The sequence below is a fragment of the Bradyrhizobium sp. SZCCHNRI20481 genome, assembly GCF_032485055.1.
GTDB lineage: Bacteria > Pseudomonadota > Alphaproteobacteria > Rhizobiales > Xanthobacteraceae > Bradyrhizobium.
Genome location: NZ_JAUEUE010000012.1, coordinates 262714 through 279748 on the forward strand (window position 1 = coordinate 262714; position 17035 = coordinate 279748).

General features: G+C 64.9%; 19 protein-coding genes. 10 read left to right on the forward strand and 9 right to left on the reverse strand.

Annotated features, from left to right (window positions below; translation table 11 throughout):
* The first annotated feature begins 12 nt into the window (after positions 1 to 12).
* The 4 genes from flgA to QX132_RS21225 all read left to right on the forward strand — a co-directional run bounded on the left by flgA (position 13) and on the right by QX132_RS21225 (position 2880).
* Positions 13 to 1080 (forward strand): flagellar basal body P-ring formation chaperone FlgA, encoded by a 1068-nt coding sequence (flgA, locus tag QX132_RS21210; protein WP_315739125.1) that lies wholly within the window; start codon positions 13 to 15, stop codon positions 1078 to 1080.
* 5 nt (positions 1081 to 1085) lie between these two features.
* Positions 1086 to 1865, forward strand: a complete 780-nt coding sequence (gene flgH, locus QX132_RS21215; RefSeq protein WP_315716010.1) for a flagellar basal body L-ring protein FlgH — start codon at positions 1086 to 1088, stop codon at positions 1863 to 1865.
* A 386-nt stretch (positions 1866 to 2251) separates the two neighbouring features.
* Entirely contained in the window at positions 2252 to 2587 is a 336-nt protein-coding gene (locus QX132_RS21220; protein ID WP_315738779.1) for a type II toxin-antitoxin system RelE/ParE family toxin, read from the forward strand.
* Positions 2587 to 2880 (forward strand): helix-turn-helix transcriptional regulator, encoded by a 294-nt coding sequence (locus QX132_RS21225; protein ID WP_315738781.1) that lies wholly within the window; start codon positions 2587 to 2589, stop codon positions 2878 to 2880. The genes QX132_RS21220 and QX132_RS21225 overlap by 1 nt, the downstream gene beginning before the upstream one ends.
* 54 nt (positions 2881 to 2934) lie before the next feature.
* Here QX132_RS21225 and QX132_RS21230 read toward each other — a convergent pair whose 3' ends face one another.
* From QX132_RS21230 to QX132_RS21245, 4 genes are all read right to left on the reverse strand, one after another.
* Positions 2935 to 3726, reverse strand: coding sequence for a 2-keto-4-pentenoate hydratase (locus QX132_RS21230; RefSeq protein WP_315786435.1), 792 nt, complete (start codon positions 3724 to 3726; stop codon positions 2935 to 2937).
* A 293-nt stretch (positions 3727 to 4019) separates the two neighbouring features.
* On the reverse strand, positions 4020 to 6119 hold the full coding sequence (locus QX132_RS21235) for a sensor histidine kinase (RefSeq protein ID WP_315799251.1): 2100 nt from the start codon (positions 6117 to 6119) through the stop codon (positions 4020 to 4022).
* A gap of 205 nt (positions 6120 to 6324) precedes the next feature.
* Complete coding sequence (gene dksA / locus QX132_RS21240) at positions 6325 to 6690, reverse strand: RNA polymerase-binding protein DksA (RefSeq protein WP_170323279.1); 366 nt, start codon at positions 6688 to 6690, stop codon at positions 6325 to 6327.
* 228 nt (positions 6691 to 6918) lie between these two features.
* Positions 6919 to 7530, reverse strand: coding sequence for an NAD(P)-dependent oxidoreductase (locus QX132_RS21245; RefSeq protein WP_315738784.1), 612 nt, complete (start codon positions 7528 to 7530; stop codon positions 6919 to 6921).
* 143 nt (positions 7531 to 7673) lie between these two features.
* Here QX132_RS21245 and QX132_RS21250 point away from each other — a divergent pair, with 143 nt between their 5' ends.
* Positions 7674 to 8048: a helix-turn-helix domain-containing protein gene (locus QX132_RS21250; RefSeq protein WP_315716006.1), complete on the forward strand. Its 375-nt coding sequence runs from the start codon at positions 7674 to 7676 to the stop codon at positions 8046 to 8048.
* Between the two features lie 14 nt (positions 8049 to 8062).
* On the opposite strand, the gene QX132_RS21255 is transcribed toward QX132_RS21250, so the two are convergent.
* Complete coding sequence (locus QX132_RS21255) at positions 8063 to 8476, reverse strand: flagellar assembly protein FliX (RefSeq protein ID WP_315716005.1); 414 nt, start codon at positions 8474 to 8476, stop codon at positions 8063 to 8065.
* Between the two features lie 269 nt (positions 8477 to 8745).
* Here QX132_RS21255 and QX132_RS21260 point away from each other — a divergent pair, with 269 nt between their 5' ends.
* The 4 genes from QX132_RS21260 (at position 8746) to QX132_RS21275 (ending at position 11398) form a co-directional block, all read left to right on the forward strand.
* Positions 8746 to 9870 (forward strand): flagellar basal body P-ring protein FlgI, encoded by a 1125-nt coding sequence (locus tag QX132_RS21260; protein ID WP_315738786.1) that lies wholly within the window; start codon positions 8746 to 8748, stop codon positions 9868 to 9870.
* On the forward strand, positions 9870 to 10256 hold the full coding sequence (gene flgJ / locus QX132_RS21265; RefSeq protein ID WP_315756568.1) for a flagellar assembly peptidoglycan hydrolase FlgJ: 387 nt from the start codon (positions 9870 to 9872) through the stop codon (positions 10254 to 10256). The genes QX132_RS21260 and flgJ overlap by 1 nt, the downstream gene beginning before the upstream one ends.
* 56 nt (positions 10257 to 10312) lie before the next feature.
* On the forward strand, positions 10313 to 10798 hold the full coding sequence (locus QX132_RS21270) for a hypothetical protein (RefSeq protein WP_315812667.1): 486 nt from the start codon (positions 10313 to 10315) through the stop codon (positions 10796 to 10798).
* A 213-nt stretch (positions 10799 to 11011) separates the two neighbouring features.
* Positions 11012 to 11398, forward strand: coding sequence for a hypothetical protein (locus QX132_RS21275; RefSeq protein ID WP_315738790.1), 387 nt, complete (start codon positions 11012 to 11014; stop codon positions 11396 to 11398).
* A 92-nt stretch (positions 11399 to 11490) separates the two neighbouring features.
* On the opposite strand, the gene QX132_RS21280 is transcribed toward QX132_RS21275, so the two are convergent.
* The 4 genes from QX132_RS21280 to QX132_RS21295 form a co-directional block, all read right to left on the reverse strand.
* On the reverse strand, positions 11491 to 11859 hold the full coding sequence (locus tag QX132_RS21280; RefSeq protein WP_316162779.1) for a hypothetical protein: 369 nt from the start codon (positions 11857 to 11859) through the stop codon (positions 11491 to 11493).
* 32 nt (positions 11860 to 11891) lie between these two features.
* Positions 11892 to 12257, reverse strand: a complete 366-nt coding sequence (flaF, locus tag QX132_RS21285) for a flagellar biosynthesis regulator FlaF (protein ID WP_315738793.1) — start codon at positions 12255 to 12257, stop codon at positions 11892 to 11894.
* 365 nt (positions 12258 to 12622) lie between these two features.
* Positions 12623 to 14194: a flagellin gene (locus tag QX132_RS21290; protein ID WP_315738794.1), complete on the reverse strand. Its 1572-nt coding sequence runs from the start codon at positions 14192 to 14194 to the stop codon at positions 12623 to 12625.
* A gap of 227 nt (positions 14195 to 14421) precedes the next feature.
* Entirely contained in the window at positions 14422 to 15969 is a 1548-nt protein-coding gene (locus QX132_RS21295) for a flagellin (protein ID WP_316162781.1), read from the reverse strand.
* Positions 15970 to 16356: 387 nt separating this feature from the next.
* Here QX132_RS21295 and flbT point away from each other — a divergent pair, with 387 nt between their 5' ends.
* Positions 16357 to 16782, forward strand: a complete 426-nt coding sequence (gene flbT, locus QX132_RS21300; protein WP_315715996.1) for a flagellar biosynthesis repressor FlbT — start codon at positions 16357 to 16359, stop codon at positions 16780 to 16782.
* Positions 16783 to 17035: the final 253 nt, after the last annotated feature.

Genomic DNA, 17035 nt, shown 5'->3' on the forward strand with positions numbered 1-17035 from the left:
AGGGAGATCGCCATCATGACCCGCACCGTCCGTCCCTTCCTGCTCGCAGCCGCCCTGCTCGCCTCGACCGCGCTGTCGGCGCTGGCCGGCGAGGCCGACGACCAGATCAAGGCGCCCGTGCTGCGCTCCACCGTCAACGTCACCGGCGACATCGTGCGCGTCGGCGACCTGATCGACAATGCGGGCGTCGCGGCCAATATCGCCGTCTACCGCGCGCCCGATCTCGGCACGACCGGCGTGCTGCCGGCCGCGCAGGTGATCGCGACCCTGCGCACCCACCAGGTCATCGGCGTCGAGGTCCGCGACATCAAGGAGGTTGCGGTCACGCGGCTGGCCCGCGCCATCGACGCCAAGGAGATCAGCACGGCAGTGGCCCAGGCGCTCGATCACCGCAACGGACTTGGCGATGCCGCGAACCTCAGCATCAGCTTCGACCAGCCGGTGCAGGATCTCAAATTCGAGGCCTCGACGTCAGGCACGCTGGCGCCGACCAGCGCCCGCTTCGACCCCCGCAGCGGCCGCTTCGACATCACCTTCGAGCTCGGCCATGCCAATGGCGCGAGCCCGACCAAGCTGCGCTACACCGGCACGGCGATCGAGACCGTCGAGGCCGTGGTGCTGACCCGCAACATCGATCGCAACGAGATGATCCGCTCAGGCGACCTGCAGACCGAGCGGCGGCCGCGCGCCGAGCTCGGCGGCGGCGAGCCTGCCTCGCGCGAGCTCGCAGTGGGCATGCAGATGCGCCGCGCGGTGCGCGCGGGTCAGGCGCTGAAGACCACCGACCTCGCCAAGCCCGACCTCGTGCAGCGCGACCAGGCGGTCACGCTGATCTACCAGACCGCCGGCATCTATCTCACCACGCGCGGCAAGGCGCTGGAGTCGGGCACCGAAGGCGACGTCGTCAGCGTGCTCAATCTGCAGTCCAAGCGCACCGTGACCGGCCGCGTCTCGGGTCGCGGCCAGGTCTCCGTCGACATCGCCGTCGCCAAGCCGGCGCAGACCTCCGAAGCCGACATCGCCGCGCCCGTCGCCGTCGCCAGCCGCCTTCCCACCTCCGCCACCCCGAAAGCCGAGTAAGTTTCATGTCGAAGTTCAAGTTTGATGATCGGGGCGTCTCGAGCCTGCGCCGGGTCGCGCTGATCTCGGTCTCCTTCGCGGTGCTGTCGATCGCCGGCGGATGCTCCTCGATCGACCGTCTCAGCCAGATCGGCGAGCGGCCGAAGCTGACGGAGATCGACAACCCGACCACGCAGCCGGGCTACAAGCCGGTGCAGATGCCGATGCCCAAGCCCGAGACGGTGTCCTACGCGCCGAACTCGCTGTGGCGCAACGGCTCGCGCGCCTTCTTCAAGGACCAGCGCGCCCGTCAGGTCGGCGACCTCCTGACCGTCACGGTCAGCATCTCCGACAAGGCCAATTTCGCCAACGAGACCCAGCGCAGCCGCACCAACAAGGAGGATTCGGGCATCACCGACTTCATCGGCGCGAAGACGCTCGGCGTGCAGGCGCAGAAGGTGCTGCCCGGCCGCATCCTGACCGCCGACGGCACCTCGTCCTCCGACGGCAAGGGCACCATCCAGCGCTCGGAATCCCTGACCACCAGCGTCGCCGCGGTGGTGACGCAGGTGCTGCCGAACGGCAACCTCGTCGTCGAAGGCAAGCAGGAGATCCGGGTCAACTACGAGATCCGCGAGCTGATCGTGGCCGGCATCGTGCGGCCCGAGGACATCCAGAGCGACAACACCATCGACTCCACCAAGATCGCCCAGGCCCGTATCTCCTACGGCGGCCGCGGCCAGATCTCCGACGTCCAGCAGCCGCGCTACGGCCAGCAGGTGATGGACATCCTGCTGCCGTTCTGAGGCGAAGATCACATCGAAAGGCCGGGCGGATCCAACCACGCCCGGTCGCCGCGAAAGCTCCGACCTGAATGTCTTGGGTCGGCAATCGGACAAGGATGAAGAGACACGATGAAAATCCCTCCCCGGAGGGTCAGACAAGGACTTGGCCGAGCGCGACACTGGTCATGAGATGATCCGCAGCCGCCGCCCTTTTCTGAAAGCGAGCTCCCACATTGCCCAATGCGAACCTAGGCGCAGCGGGCGATGTATACACGGCCTCCGGTAGCTCCCCTGCCGGAGGCCGTGTTCGTTTACTTGCCTAGACAAGTGTCGTTCACTTGGCGATCAACTGAGAGCCTGCTCAGCATTTTCCCTGTTGCAGAACGTACCAAAAATGGTACATTTCAATGAAACGGCTACCGGCGTTCTTCTACGCGCTGCCATCCGGCCGCGAACCCGTCCGGGACTGGCTCAAGGAATTGCCTGCCGAGGATCGTCGGATCCTCGGCGAGGATATCAAGGATGTCGAGTTTGCTTGGCCGATCGGGCTTCCTCTGTGTCGGCCATTGAGTCATGGACTGTGGGAGGTTCGCAGCAGCCTCACGCAGGGCCGGATCGCCCGTGTGATCTTTTGCTTGCGAGACGGCCGGATGATCCTGCTCCATGCCTTCATCAAGAAGAGTCAGAAGACTCCGGCATCCGATATCGAATTGGCCGTCAAACGCATGAGAGACATTTCGTGATGCGCGCACCTAAGACTGCCGGCAAGGTCGGCTCTGCCTTCGACGACTTTCTGAAGGAGGACGGTCTCTACGAGACCGTGACGGCGCGCGCGATCAAGCGCGTGCTGGTACGGCAGCTCGAGGAGCTAATGAAGCGCGAGGCGATCTCCAAGACCGAGCTGGCGGCCCGCATGGAGACCAGCCGCGCCCAGCTCGACCGGCTGCTCGATCCCGACAATGAATCCGTCACGCTCGGCACGCTGGCGCGCGCCGCCAGAGCCGTAGGCCGTCATCTGCGCATGGAGCTCGTCTAGCTGGAGCGGAGCAACGCCCCGCTCAGAGATCGGCAGGTCTTCCTCGACGCGGGATCACATGAACGTCGCCTCGACCACACCGAGGCCGTCCAGCTCCATCCGTACCCGGTCGCCCGCGCTCAACCATATCGTCTTGACCAGGCTGCCGGTCAGGACGAGCTGTCCGGCCTCGAGCCCGTCACCACCGGCGGCGAGATGATTGGCAAGCCAGGCCAGCGCGTGGACCGGATGTCCCAGCACATCCGCACCGGTGCCCTCGCCGACCAGGGTGCCGTTGACGATGGCACGGCCCTGCACCGCGGCCAAGTCCGCTACGGCAGCGCGCGGGAGCGCCGGGCCGAGGACGCAGCCGGCAGCAAAGAAATCGTCGGCGACGAGCGTCGGCGCCCCCAGCGTCTGCCATTGCACATAACGATCGTCGACGATCTCGATCGCCGCATGACAGTCGCCGATCGCCTCGACGACACGATCCATGGTGAACGGCGCGTCCAACGGCAGCAGGTCGTGCTTGAGCCGCACGGCGATCTCGCATTCGACGCCCACGCGGACGAAGTCGGCCGTGCGCAATCCGACCCCCGTCTGGTGAACGCCGCGCGCGAACACCCCGCCGGAACAGGGATGCGGAATGCCAAGATAGTCCTGCATCACCTTGCTGGTGCAGCCGATCTTGTAGCCGGCGAAGTCACCGGCCTGTTCGGCGAGCAGCCAATGGACTTCACGCTGGATCTCGTAGCCGGCAGCTTCATCCTTCGGCTGAAGCTGCGGCGGCAGAGCGCCCAAGGGCGCCCGCCGCTTGCGGGCATCTACAATCAGTTGCGCAGCGGCAAGGATCTCGTCTGCTCCCATGGCCCTTCAACTCCCCTGGCCCGCGGCCCGAACCGGCATCGCAGGATTTATGGTGAACGGATTGTTTATTAACGAGATTTTGGCTCCCATCTCAGCTTCATCAACAATTTGAGACGGCGCGGCCACGGGCGCAAGCAGCACTTTCAACCGACCAGCCGCCCATAACCAGTACCTCGCTCATCGGAATTGCCGTCTCTGCGCCGATATCCCGGACGTGGGTATGGCAGAGCGCGATGGCGAGGCCATGTGAGGCCATGTCAGGACCAGCCGAGCGGCGCTTCGCGCGCTGACGCTCAACTCGCCTCGCCCGTTGCGGCCATCGAGCTCTCGTCACGTGTCGTGAGCCAGGGCAGCTCGAACTGGCAGGTCAGCCCGCTCTCGGCAAATGTGCGCTGCAGATGCCTGACCGTGCGGGTCAGCAGCCGGCTGCCGAAGCCGACCACCGGAGGCTCGCGCGCCGGCGGGCCGCCGCTCTCCTGCCAACGGACATGCAGCGCGTCCTGGGCCAACGACCAGCTGACATCGACGTGACCGTTGGGCGTGGTGAGCGCGCCATATTTGCTGGCGTTGCAGGCCATCTCGTGGATGACGAGAGCCAGCTGCGTCGTCAGCTCGACCGGGACCAGGATGGAGGGGCCGCTGGTGGCGAGTTGATCCGGTGTGCTGGCGAACGGCGCGACCTGACTCCTGATGAGGGCGGCGAGATCGGCGCCCTGCCAGTCGTTCTCGGCAAGGCTCGTGTGCGCCGTCGCCAGCGCATGCAGGCGTGACGTGAAGTCGCGGACCTTGGCGTCGTGCCGCGGCAGCAGCTGATGCGCCAGCGATTGCACCACGGCGAGGCTGTTCTTGACGCGATGGGCCAGCTCATGCACGAGCAGCTCGCGCTTGCGGTCGGCTTCCTTCGCGGCGGTGACGTCGATGTTGACGCCGATCATGTACGGATCGCCGCCGCCCTCGCCGCCCAACATGCGGGCGCGCGCCTCGATCCACCGGATCGAGCCGTCGGGCAGCGCCACTCGCCACTCCGAATCGAGCTCCCCGGTGATCAGCGCCTGCTTGTTGTCCTGGTCGGCACGCGCCTGGTCCTCGGGATGCACCAGCGCCAGCCAGGCGTCATAGGTCCCTGGGAACGTGCCCGGCGCAAGCCCATAGAGTTCTTCGATCTCGTCGGACCAGTGGCTGGCGCCGGATCTGCCGTCCCAGGTAAAGGTGCCAAGCCGTCCATATTTCGCGGCGAGTTTGAGCTGCCCGGCCGTGCGCGACGCATCGTCCCTGGCTTGGGCGAGCATCCCGAAATTCTCCTGGATGACGCGCGCACTCTCCGCCTGCGCCTTTTCGGCCGCAGCCAGTCGGGCGTTGAGCGCCCGAACCTCCGGAGGATCGGAGGGCGCGGCCTCGCCTGGGATGGCGCTCTTGACGGCGATGCTTTCGAGCGGCCGGGCGATGCTTCGGCCGATGCCGGCCGCCAGCAGCAGCGCCAGGGCACAGATCGTCGTTGCCACGATGGTTGCGGTCTGCACCGTCGAGGAGATCGCCTGGGCGAAAGCCGCCTGCTTGATGCCGACCCCGACAGTCCAGTCGCTCAGCTGGGGACGCGCATTGGCGTTGATGACACGATCGCCCTCGATCGACGGAAACTCCGCGATCCCCTCGGCCTTGGCAGTCGCCCGCCAGCCGGCCGACGCCGGCTGCCCGATCGTGGTGGCGTTCTTCGGAATGCGCGAGATGTATCGTCCCTGGCCGTCCATGATGCCGACCAGCCAGTCGGCCGGCAGCTGCTGCTGGGCCAGCAGCCGGGTGTAGTTCGCGGCCGGCATGGCGATCGACAGGCAACGGAACGGCTTGCCATCCTTGACGACGGGGACATCGACGGTCGCCACCCACGCGCCTGAATTGGGCCCGGTGAAGATGTCGGAGATCGATGGCCTTCCTGACTGAAAAGCGCGCTCCTGCGAGTGCCGGCCTTCGGGCGTGCGCTCGCCGAGCGGCTTGCCCGGCGTCGCCCCGGTGTTGAGCAGGATGCGGCCGCTCGCGTCCGACACGATGATCCAGCCTTCGCCGCTGACCGCACCGACGCGGCGCGCCTCCGCCTCGAAGTCGCTGAGATCGGCCGCGCTGAGATCAGGAGACTTCGCCAGCACCTCGGCGAGCGCGATATAGCGCCGCAATTCGGCGTCGACAGCTCCGGAGATTGTCTGCGCGGCATAGGACAGGCCGTGCCGAATCGAGGCGTCGGCGGATTGCGCCATCGACACGATGACATAGGCAATCAGTCCGACGCAGGGCAGGAACAGAATGCCGGCCAGCAGAAGGAGGCGTCCCTTGATGCTCAGGGCGCCGTAGGAGCGCTGCATCGTCGCCAGCGCGCCTCTGGCTATGTCCGGCTCGCCCATGATTCCCCGCGGCGTTCCGAGATGGAACCGCAGTTAATTCAGCAGGCGCGAAAAAGTTCCTGACGTTCGGAAAACCAAAGGCGCTTGCGCTCGCTCCCGCACAGCCTGTGCGGATCGCACAAGCACCGTCTCGGCCGTCAACAGATACTGCGGCCGCACCCGGCAGGCGGCCGCAATCCCCGCTCGTTCAGGTCAGTGTCGCGACCTACTCGTCGCGATAGACCTTTTCACGCTTCTCGTGGCGTTCCTGCGCCTCCACCGACAGCGTCGCAATGGGCCGGGCCTCGAGCCGCTTCAGCGAAATCGGCTCACCGGTCTCCTCGCAATAGCCGTAGGTGTTGTCCTCGATGCGCTGGAGCGCCGCGTCGATCTTGGAGATCAGCTTGCGCTGGCGGTCACGGGCGCGAAGCTCGATCGCCCGGTCGGTCTCCGACGACGCGCGGTCGGCGAGGTCCGGATGGTTCACGTTCTCCTCCTGCAGAGCCTGCAGGGTGAGCTTCGATTCGCGCAGGATCTCCTCCTTCCATGCCAGCAGCTTGGCGCGGAAATAGTCGCGCTGGCGTTCGTTCATGAAAGGCTCTTTTTCGGAAGGTTTGTAGTTCTTCAACTTTTCCAAGGTCAGCCCATCTGTACGTGCTGGCGCCGGTCTCGGCACCGGCGGACGGAATACGCCCGTTCGCGGCCGCGTTATATAGCGGCCTCATGTGACAGACAATATTTCCATCGGCACGGGCGCCCCGCCGTTCGGGCCGTTGCACAGGCAAATTCGGCCGCAGCCGGCGGGACGCCGTGGACGGCCTCAATAACCGACCGTGAAACGGGCCCGCCGGTGCGCCGGACGCTCGATTTCGTCGGCCATCGCGACCGCGAAGTCCTCGAAGGTGATGAAACTCTTGCCGTCGGCATCGACCAGCAACTGGTCCGTTCCGAGCCGGAACTTGGCCGTCCGGGCACCGAAATCGATCATCGCCGAGGGCGACAGGAAGGTCCAGTCGAGCTCCTTCTCCTGGCGCAGACGATCGAGGAACGCGGCGCCCTTCTCCGCTTCGGCCTTGTAGGCGGCCGGAAAGCCGGGCGTCGTCACCAGCCGCACACCCGGCGCGACCTCGAGCGAGCCGGCGCCGCCGACCACGAGGTAACGCGATACGCCGGAGTCCTTGGCCGCCCCGATCAGGGTCTCGACATCGCTGGCCGAGAAATGGATCGCGCTGATCGCGACGTCATGGCCGGCCCAGAGCTTTGCCAGCGCGGCGCGGTCGTTGGCATCGCCCCGCACCGCCTTGACGTTGGCGTGACCGGCGATCTTCTCCGGGTTGCGGGCGATGCCGGTGACCTGGTGGCCGCGGCTGGCCAGCTCGGCGGTAATGCGGGACCCGGCACGGCCGGACGCGCCGGCGACGGCGATCTTCATGGGGAGCTCCTATGTTCGAGATCACGAGGTCGGATCCGAGATCTGGACGAAGCCGCCTCGGTATCCGATAGTGACTAGATAGCGGAACGAATGCTGGTGTTAAGAGCGCACTTTAAGATCACCTGGTCACGCCGGAGTAACCGATGAGAGCCGCGAACGTCTATTCGGCCGACTGCCCAACGCGACAGATCCTCGATCGCGTCGGCGACAAATGGGCCGTGCTGATCCTGATCCTGCTGCGCAACGAACCCTTGCGCTTCAATCAGTTGCGGCGGTCGATCGAAGGGATTTCGCAGAAGATGCTGTCCCAGGTGCTGAAGAGCCTGGAGCGCGACGGCCTGGTGCGGCGGCGCGCGATCGCGACCGTCCCGGTCACCGTCGAATATTCGATCACGCCGCTCGGGCTGACGCTCGCCGCCGCGGTCGATCCGCTGCGCGACTGGGCCGAGCGCCATCTCAAGGAGGTCACCGCCGCGCAGCGGCGCTACGACGCGCAACAGCCGTCGAAGGCGGCTTGAACGCGCGAAGCGTCTCAGCTCCGCCCGGCCTTGGCGAGCTCGACCTCGACGCGCAGCTCGATCTCGGAGAGGATCGCATCCAGTCCCGGGTCGCCCGAGGTCTGCTTCAGGTCGGCCGCGGCATCGCGCAGCCGCAGCGCCATCGCGGTGTCGAGCTTGCCGGACAGCAGCGTCAGCTTGAGATCATCGAGCACGTCGAGCGCGCGCTTGCCGCGCTGGACCGAGCGCTTGCGGCGCTCCGCCGGCTCCTCCTCGATACCCTGCAGCGCCAGCAGCGCATCGATGTTCGCAGTCTGCTTCGGCGCGAGGGTCGCGCGCGTGTCCTGCGTGGTGCCGACGTCAGGCAGCTTGAAGCCGCTGGACGAGGCCTTCCGCGTGGAGCTGGTCGATGAGCCCAGGGTCGTGCCGTTCGGTCCGTAGATGCGCATCGATGGCTCCCGCAAGCTTCGCGTGTCGAGCGGGAGATTGGCTCCGCCGTGGTTAACGGTGCGTAAACGGCCCGGCAAATTCTGCCGGGGCGGCAGCTTCGTTCCCCCCGAGCACCCCTGGACCGCGACAAAGCTTCGAGTCGATTTCACACTCTTTCAATGAGTTAGCCCGGAGCATCGCCGTGGCACGACGCTCGCATAGTTAACGTCGATCATGCGGTCATGGGAGTGGCCGAGTGATCACTTGAAGAGTTCGAGGGGAGCATAGGATGCGACGCGTCCGAACCACGCGCCTGTTTCAGGTCGCCTGCGCCGCCGTGCTGGCGCTGGCATCTACCGTCATGTCTGCGAATGCGACCTCGCGGATCAAGGATCTCGCCAATATCGAGGGCGTGCGCCAGAACCAGTTGATCGGCTATGGCCTCGTGGTCGGCCTCAACGGCACCGGCGACACGCTGAACAACATCCCGTTCACCAAGCAGTCGCTGCAGGCGATGCTCGAGCGCATGGGCGTCAACATCCGCGGCGCCACCATCCGCACCGGCAACGTCGCCGCTGTCATGGTCACCGGCAACCTGCCGCCATTCGCGACGCAAGGCACGCGCATGGACGTCACGGTGTCCGCGCTCGGCGACGCCAAGAACCTGCAGGGCGGCACCCTGCTCGTCACCCCCCTGCTCGGCGCCGACGGCAACGTCTATGCGGTGGCGCAGGGCTCGCTCGCGATCTCCGGCTTCCAGGCCGAGGGCGAGGCCGCCAAGATCGTGCGCGGCGTGCCGACGGTCGGCCGCATCGCCAATGGCGCCATCATCGAGCGCGAGATCGAGTTCGCGCTGAACCGGCTGCCGAACGTGCGGCTCGCCCTGCGCAACGCCGACTTCACCACCGCAAAACGCATCGCCGCCGCCATCAACGATTTCCTCGGCGTCAAGACCGCCGAGCCGATCGACCCGTCGACGGTGCAGCTCAGCGTTCCCGCCGAGTTCAAGGGCAACGTCGTCGCCTTCCTGACCGAGATCGAGCAGTTGCAGGTCGATCCTGATCTCGCCGCCAAGATCGTCATCGACGAGCGCTCCGGCATCATCGTGATGGGCCGCGACGTGCGCGTGGCGACCGTCGCCGTGGCGCAAGGCAACCTGACCGTCACGATCTCCGAAAGTCCGCAGGTCAGCCAGCCCAATCCACTGTCGCGCGGCCGCACCGTGGTCACACCGCGCACCAGCGTCGGTGTCACCGAGGAAGGCAAGAAGTTCGCGGTCGTCAAGGACGGTGTGTCCTTGCAGCAGCTGGTCGACGGCCTCAACGGCCTCGGCATCGGTCCCCGCGACCTGATCAGCATCCTGCAGGCCATCAAGGCGGCGGGTGCGATCGAAGCCGACATCGAGGTGATGTGATGGCGACGTCCTTCATCGACTCCTATCATGGCCGCGTCGCTCTCAACATGCCGACGGCCGCGGCCGTCACCGCGCCGCGCACCGATCTCGATCTCGCCGAGGCCCTGACCAAGGTCTCGCCCAAGGCGCAGGCCAGGGCCAAGGCGACGGCGACCGACTTCGAAGCAATGTTCCTCAACAGCATGTTTTCGCAGATGACCAGCGGAGTGAAGGGCGAAGGGCCGTTCGGCGACACGCCGGGCACCGGCGTCTGGCGCTCGATGCTGACGGAGCAATATTCCAAGAACTTCGCCAAGGCCGGCGGCGTCGGCATCTCCAACGACGTCTTCCGCACTCTCATCCTGCAACAGGCCGGCAGCAGCTCCGGCGCCAACGGCAAAGCGTAGATGTTCGCGTGACAAGCGCGTGGGCGGCAAACGCTCACGCCGAAGGGAGTTATGAAATGACCGCACAGGGCCAAGCGAAGAAGACGACCTACGCCGCCGCCACCAGCGCCGCAGAGGCACGCGCGCTCGCCGACGAGATGGTGAGCGTCATGAGCGAGCTGATCGCGGTCATCGAGCAGGAGACCGAGCTGGTCCGCGCCGGCAAGCTGCGCGAAGGCATGGCGTTCGGCCCGAAGAAGACCGAGCTGTCCCGCCACTACGTCACGACCGTGGGCTGCCTCAAGGCGAGCCAGGATTTCATGAAGCAGACCGTGCCGGAGCTGCTCGCCACCCTGCACCGTCACCACGACACCTTCCGCGCCCTGCTGCAGGTGAACCTGACCGTGCTGGCGACTGCGCACGCGATCTCGGAAAAGATCGTGCGCGGCGTCAATGCCGAGGTTCAGCGCAAGAACATCCCCAGCACGTATACCGCCGGCGGCCGCCGCGCCGCCCCGGGCGCGCGGCACCTCACCCCGCTCGCCGTCAGCCGGACGCTCTGAGCCTCACCACCGGCACCCCCCACTGCATTGCAGCGCCGCGCCGCCTCGAGGGCCGCGCGGCCGTCGCCGTTTAACGCTCGGATAAGCTTAAAAGGCCCTGGCGAATCACAACGCGCCGTTCATCCTATTTCCTAACATAACGTTGATTGGTCATCGGCATAGTTGCAAGCGGGATGGGTTGGGAATTGACTCGATGGCCATGAGGAGGCTGCCATGAGTTCCGATTTCAGCGTAAGAGCGGTAGGGACGCCAGCGTCCGTTCCGATAATTCCGCCGTCGAGCCAGGCGGTGGTGAGCGCTGTTCCAACGGACCTTCCTCCCAGCCAGACCGTGACCGCGGCCGAGCCTGGCGCCTCCGTGCGCAACGACGTCCCGGTCAACGTCGCGAACGATCTGTCGGTGTCGCGGCAGGCCTATTACGATCGCGCCGCTGCCGCCCTGGTGTTCCAGGTGGTCAACCGCAAGACCGATCAGGTCGTGACCCAATATCCGGATGAGGCCGTGCTGCGCCGCCGGGCCTACTTCAACACGCTCGACCTTCAGAAGGATATGCAGAAGGCGGACGTGCCGCGCGTCGTGGCGACCGATCGCACCGCCTGAGCCCCCACGGGGCCTACCGCTTCATTCCGCCGCCGCCTGCACGCCGCCCCACCGGGCGGCGTTGCCGTATCGAGCGGCGCAGCTTTGGCGGATCAACTGCTCCGGGTCGCGTAGGCGGTGTCGAGATAGGTCTGGCCCGAGGCGGCGTCGGTGACCACGTTCTTGATCTGGGCCTTGCCGTTGCCGGTCAGCGTGAACTTCGTATCGCCGATCCTGAACGCATTATCCTTGATCAGCACGTCCTGATACTTGTTCACGCCCTCGCTCTGGTCGCGAACCTTGGCGTGAAAGCCCTTGACGTTGGAGACCGAGACCGTGAACGACTTCCCGTTGGCATATTTTCCGCTCCAGCCGCCCTGATAGAGCGTCGGATCGACGGCCACGTATTTGCTGTTGCTTCGCGCCGCACTGAGCAGGTTCGACTTGTAGGACGCTGACAGGATGCTGGTGATATCGGTCATGACGACGCGCCACCCGCCCCTGTCCCCGACGGTCAGCTCCGCCCGGACAATCCCGCGGCGATGTGGCAGTTGATGTCGATCAGCGACTTGAGCTTCGCCGGATCCGGATCCATCTGCATCTCGATCGTCTGCTTCATCACGAACACGCCGATGTTGGCGATGTTCTGGCGGATGTCGAGCGGATTCGGATTGTCGTCCGCCTCCATCGCGCTCATGAAGATCGTCCACAAGCGACGATTGAAGAGCAGAGCCTTGTACATGTTGCGATCAGGGCCGCTCCAATTGGCCTGGACTTCCTGCAGCTGCCGCGCCGCTTTCAACAGAGCCTGAGCTTCGATCTCCCGTGGTGATGCCGTCGTCTGCGACGTGCGGGCATAGGCTTGAGCGGCATATGACATCAACTACTCCGGACTGACGCAGGGACACGACCAAACTGCTCAGGTTTTGTACTTTGCGTGCCTTTAAAATATGGTTAGCGGCCGTTAGCGGAATTCGTTTCGTAGCGCCACGGAGCACCGCAAATCGCCTTGTTTGGTGCACCTCTTAATTTCTTGCGAACGCGATGATTCAAAATGTCCGGACGAGGATCGTACGTTGTTCATCAAGCCTCGGCGGCGCGAACTACACGAACAACGGCGCCTTCACGCAGCTCACCCACCGACATCGAACGGAGACCCGCGCTGCCACGCACGGCATAGCCAAAAGCAGAAGCGGCGGGCATGGCCCGCCGCTTCGATGAGATATCATTCCAGCGCGTTCGCGCTCAGCGCAGGAGCTGCAGCACGCTCGCCTGCGACTGATTGGCCAGCGCTAGCGCGGAGACCGCGATCGACTGGCGGGTCGACAGCGCCTGGCTGTTGGCCGCCTCCTCGTTGGTGTCGGCCAAGGTCAGGTTCGAGGAACCGGTCTGCAGCACGTTGATCAGGTTCTTGTTGAAGTCCTGACGGATCTGCACGATCGAGAGGTTCGAACCGAGCGACGACGCTTCAGAGCGGATCGCAGTCGATGCACTGTTCAAGGTCGTGAGCACCTTGTTGGCCGAGTTGCTGTCGAGGAAGTCGCTTCCGACCACCAGCGCCGACAGGCCGAGACCGGTGCTGTTGAAGGTCACGCCGGTGATGTTCAGCGTGGACCGTCCGGTCTCGTTGAACACCAATTTGAGCGTGTCGCCGTTGAGCAGGTTGATGCCGTTGAACGAGGCGTCCTGCGCCGTGGTGTTGATCTGCGCCAGGACGTTGTTGTACTGCGCGATCAGGCCGGCACGCGTCGTCTGGGAGTTGGTGTCGGCCACCGGGGTCGATGCCGTCACGCCGTTAAAGGCCATGCTGGCCGCGGTCGAAGAGCCGGCGACCGCGCCGATCGTCGACGATGCCGCTTCGTTGGTGGTGAGGATCGTAAGCTGACCCGTCGTGCTCAGGCTGGCCTGCAGGTTGTTGGTCGCGAGAGCCGTATTGAGCTGTGCCAGCGTCGAGATCTGCGAAGCACCTGTGCCGAACGTTATGTTCGTTGCGACGCCGCCCCCTGTCGAGGCAATTGTCAGCGTCTGTCCTGTCAAGGCTGGCGGATTTCGTGTGGTCGTGCCGGCGGTCAATCCGAGCTTGGCCAGGGCCGTGCCCGATACTGTCAGATCCTGCGCCGTGCCTGTCGCCAGCTGGATCTTGCCGGCTGCCACCGTGGACGGCGTTGCGGTGGCTCCGGTCACCGAATCGATGGCAGCCAGGAGGTTGCTGACGGTGTCGCCGACGCCGATGTTGGTACCGGCCGAGACCGAGCCGGCCACGAAGGTGAACACGACACCGTTGACCACGAGCGTATCGCCGGTGGTGACGCTGCTCGCCAGGTCGTTCGAGGTCGAGCTCGCCGTACCCGACAGCCTGGTGGATCCGGTGATCGCAACGGCCGAGCTGAGGTTGTCGTTGTTGACCGCGCTGCCGGTCACGAAATTGTTTGAGGAGCTGCCGAGCAGGTTGTTCGCCGTCGCCCCTGAGATGACCGCGGAGGTCACGCTCGACTTGGTGGTGTACCCCGTCGGGGCCTGGAGGACCTGGCTTGCGATCGACTTGGCGCTATCGACGAGCTTCTGAAGCGAGGTGAGACCGGTATTCGCAGCCTGGAGAACCTGGACACCGTTGCCGATGCTGTCGAGCAGATTCGCAATGTCGCTCGCGCGGTTGTTGAGCGATTGCGAGGTAAAGAATTCGGTGGGGTTATCGAGCGCCGTGTTGACCTTGTTGCCGGTGGCCAGGTTGTTTTGAGTCGTGGCCAGCAGCGATGCGGTGTTTTGCAGCGCCAGCAGGTTTTGGCGAACCGAAGCCGAGAGAACGATACCGGACATATGTGTGAAACCTTCCTAGTTATTCACCAGGAGGTTCTAGTCCAGCCACTTTTAAAACATGGTTAATGGCGCTTTAAATTTCTTGCTTAACGACTGGTTGCGATCCTTGGCTCCACTCGCGTCCGGTTCCGTGCCAGTATTGATACGGGCCGGACGGCCAAACCAGGCGAAAAAAAGCGGCGGGGTTTCCCCCGCCGCCTTGGTTGTCGAGATGCGATCCTTGCGGATCAGCGCAGCAGCTGCAGCACGCTCGCCTGCGACTGGTTGGCGAGCGACAGCGCGGACACCGCGATCGACTGGCGGGTCGACAGCGCCTGGCTGTTGGCCGCTTCCTCGTTGGTGTCGGCCAGCGTCAGGTTCGACGAGCCGGTCTGCAGCACGTTGATCAGGTTCTTGTTGAAGTCCTGACGGATCTGCACCACCGACAAGTTCGAACCCAGCGTGGAGGCTTCCGACCGCAGCGTCGAGCTCGCCGAGTTCAACAGGGTGATCACCTTGTTCGCCGAGTTGTTGTCGAGGAAGTCGGTGCCCGAGGTGAGGGTCGACAGACCAAGACCGCCGGTATTGAAGGTCACACCGGTGATCGAGAGCGTCGACTTGCCGTTCTCGTTGAAGGTCAGCTTCAGCGTGTCGCCGTTCAGCAGGTTGACACCGTTGAACGAAGCGTCGGCCGCGGTGGTGTTGATCTGCGCCAGCACGTTGTTGTACTGGGAGACCAGGCTCGCGCGCTGCGTCTGCGCGGTCGCATCCGCCACCGGAGCCGCCGCCGTCAGACCGTTGAAGGCCTGGCTGGATGCAGCCGACGTACCGCCGATCGCACCGATCGTGGCCGAAGCCGCGTCGTTGGTCGTGGTGATCGAGATCTTGCCGGTGGTATCGATCGAGGCTTGCAGGTTGTTGGCTGCGAGCTTGGTGTTGAGATCGTTCAGCGACTTGACCTGCCCTGTCCCTAGACCGAACGTGACACTCGTCGCCGTGCCTCCCCCTGTCGCGCCGATCGTCAAGGTCTGACCTGACAAGCCGTCGCCGACAGCAGTCAGCCCGAGCTTGCCCAAGGTGCCGGTGCTGCCCGAGAGCGTCAATCCCGCCGCCGGCGGCGTCAAGGTGATCGCACCCGCCGTGATCGACGCGGTGACGCCGGTCTGGGTCTGGATCGCCGACAGCAGGTTGCTGACGCTGTCGCCGATGCCGATGCTGGTGCCCGTCGAGGACGTGCCGGTGACGAAGGTGAAGGTGGTGCCGTTGACGACCAGCGTCTCACCCGAGGTGATGCCGGTGGCGAGGTTGTTCGACGCGGTGCCCGCCGTGCCCGACAGCTTGGTCGAGCCGGTGATCGCCACCGCGCTCGAGGTATTGTCGTTGTTCACGACCGAGCCGGTCACAGCTGTCGAGCTGGAGCCGAGCAGGTCGGTGGCGGTCGCGCCGGTCAGAGCCGCCGAGGTGACGCTGGACTTGGTGGAATAGCCCACGGAGCTCTGCAGCACCTGGTTGGCGATCGACTTGGCGCTGTCGACGAGCTTCTGCAACGAGGTGATGCCGGTGTTGGCGGCCTGCAGCACCTGCACGCCATTGCCGATGCCGTCGAGCAGATTGGAGATGTCGGAAGCGCGGTTGTCGAGACCCTGGGCGGTGAAGAAGTTGGTCGGATTGTCGAGCGCCGAGTTGACCTTCTTGCCCGTGGAGAGATTGTTCTGGGTGGTGGCGAGGAGCTGAGCCGTCGACTGAAGCGAGAGCAGATTCTGACGCACCGACGCCGAGAGAACAATACCTGACATTTTCATACCCTTCTGGTGTGAAACAAACTGCCCGATCCATTCAGGATCAAGGCGAAGCCCGTCGGTGACTGCACCACCGGGCGACGGGCGTTAAGGTAAATGCGAGCGGCTAACAAACAGTGAAGTCACGACCGCTCGCGGTCCCCGATGCGCGGCATCGGCACGGCCGCGCATCGGCGATTCGCCGCGGATCACCTTGAAAACACCGCATATTCGCCGGGCGTGCGCGGCCGTTTACCGTCCGTTAACCATGATCGGAAAGGATTGCTGCGCGCCGACCGATCGAGCGCGCAGACTCCCCGCGCGATCTAGACTGGCAGCTGGACCGGTCATCGGCCTCGACGCAGCAGGTTCGGCGCCACGCCGATGCGGCAACGGAGAATGAGAATGGCCCTGAAAGTCGAACTGAAGCCGCATGAGCGCATCATCATCGGCTCCTGCGTGATCACCAACACCGACCAGCGCGCGCGTCTCCTGATCGACGGCGAGAACATTCCGATCCTGCGCGAGAAGGACATCCTGACGCCGGAGACGGCCGACACGCCGGCCAAGCTCGTCTATCTTGCGGTCCAGCTGATGTACATCTCGCCGGGGGCAGACGCGGATCACGGCACCTATTTCAACCTGCTGCGCGACATCATCACGACGGTGCCGAGCGCCTGGCCGATCATCGAGGCGATCAACGGCCATATCCTCAACGGCGATCTCTACCAGGCGCTGAAGGAAGCCAAGAAGCTCGTCGCCTATGAGAAGAAGCTGATCGAGCAGGCTGAAGCCGAACAGCAGGACAAGCCGGTGAGCTCGGCGGCCTGAGCCTCCGCCGAACACATCGTAGATCGAAGGCCCGGCCCCGCCCATGGCGGGCCGGCTTTTTTGTCCTGACGGGCTCGTCGCAATACGCCATCCGCACCGTCGGCCCCCCTCCTCGTCCCCTCCAATGAAAAGCGGCGGGGTTTCCCCCGCCGCCTTCGTTGTCGAGATGCGATGCCTGCGGATCAGCGCAGCAGCTGCAGCACGCTCGCCTGCGACTGGTTGGCGAGCGACAGCGCGGACACCGCGATCGACT

Bases quoted from the DNA above. Each gene is read 5' to 3' on its own strand.
- QX132_RS21220 (WP_315738779.1), top strand. From the start codon at position 2,252: ATGAAACGGCTACCGGCGTTCTTCTACGCGCTGCCATCCGGCCGCGAA.
- QX132_RS21280 (WP_316162779.1), bottom strand. From the start codon at position 11,859: ATGACCGATATCACCAGCATCCTGTCAGCGTCCTACAAGTCGAACCTG.
- flbT (WP_315715996.1), top strand. From the start codon at position 16,357: ATGGCCCTGAAAGTCGAACTGAAGCCGCATGAGCGCATCATCATCGGC.
- QX132_RS21250 (WP_315716006.1), top strand. From the start codon at position 7,674: ATGAGAGCCGCGAACGTCTATTCGGCCGACTGCCCAACGCGACAGATC.
- dksA (WP_170323279.1), bottom strand. From the start codon at position 6,690: ATGAACGAACGCCAGCGCGACTATTTCCGCGCCAAGCTGCTGGCATGG.
- flgH (WP_315716010.1), top strand. From the start codon at position 1,086: ATGTCGAAGTTCAAGTTTGATGATCGGGGCGTCTCGAGCCTGCGCCGG.
- QX132_RS21295 (WP_316162781.1), bottom strand. From the start codon at position 15,969: ATGTCAGGTATTGTTCTCTCGGCGTCGGTGCGTCAGAATCTGCTCTCG.
- QX132_RS21225 (WP_315738781.1), top strand. From the start codon at position 2,587: ATGCGCGCACCTAAGACTGCCGGCAAGGTCGGCTCTGCCTTCGACGAC.
- QX132_RS21275 (WP_315738790.1), top strand. From the start codon at position 11,012: ATGAGTTCCGATTTCAGCGTAAGAGCGGTAGGGACGCCAGCGTCCGTT.
- flgJ (WP_315756568.1), top strand. From the start codon at position 9,870: ATGGCGACGTCCTTCATCGACTCCTATCATGGCCGCGTCGCTCTCAAC.
- flaF (WP_315738793.1), bottom strand. From the start codon at position 12,257: ATGTCATATGCCGCTCAAGCCTATGCCCGCACGTCGCAGACGACGGCA.
- QX132_RS21235 (WP_315799251.1), bottom strand. From the start codon at position 6,119: ATGGGCGAGCCGGACATAGCCAGAGGCGCGCTGGCGACGATGCAGCGC.
- QX132_RS21245 (WP_315738784.1), bottom strand. From the start codon at position 7,530: ATGAAGATCGCCGTCGCCGGCGCGTCCGGCCGTGCCGGGTCCCGCATT.
- QX132_RS21260 (WP_315738786.1), top strand. From the start codon at position 8,746: ATGCGACGCGTCCGAACCACGCGCCTGTTTCAGGTCGCCTGCGCCGCC.
- QX132_RS21290 (WP_315738794.1), bottom strand. From the start codon at position 14,194: ATGTCCGGTATCGTTCTCTCGGCTTCGGTTCGCCAAAACCTGCTGGCG.
- QX132_RS21270 (WP_315812667.1), top strand. From the start codon at position 10,313: ATGACCGCACAGGGCCAAGCGAAGAAGACGACCTACGCCGCCGCCACC.
- QX132_RS21255 (WP_315716005.1), bottom strand. From the start codon at position 8,476: ATGCGCATCTACGGACCGAACGGCACGACCCTGGGCTCATCGACCAGC.
- QX132_RS21230 (WP_315786435.1), bottom strand. From the start codon at position 3,726: ATGGGAGCAGACGAGATCCTTGCCGCTGCGCAACTGATTGTAGATGCC.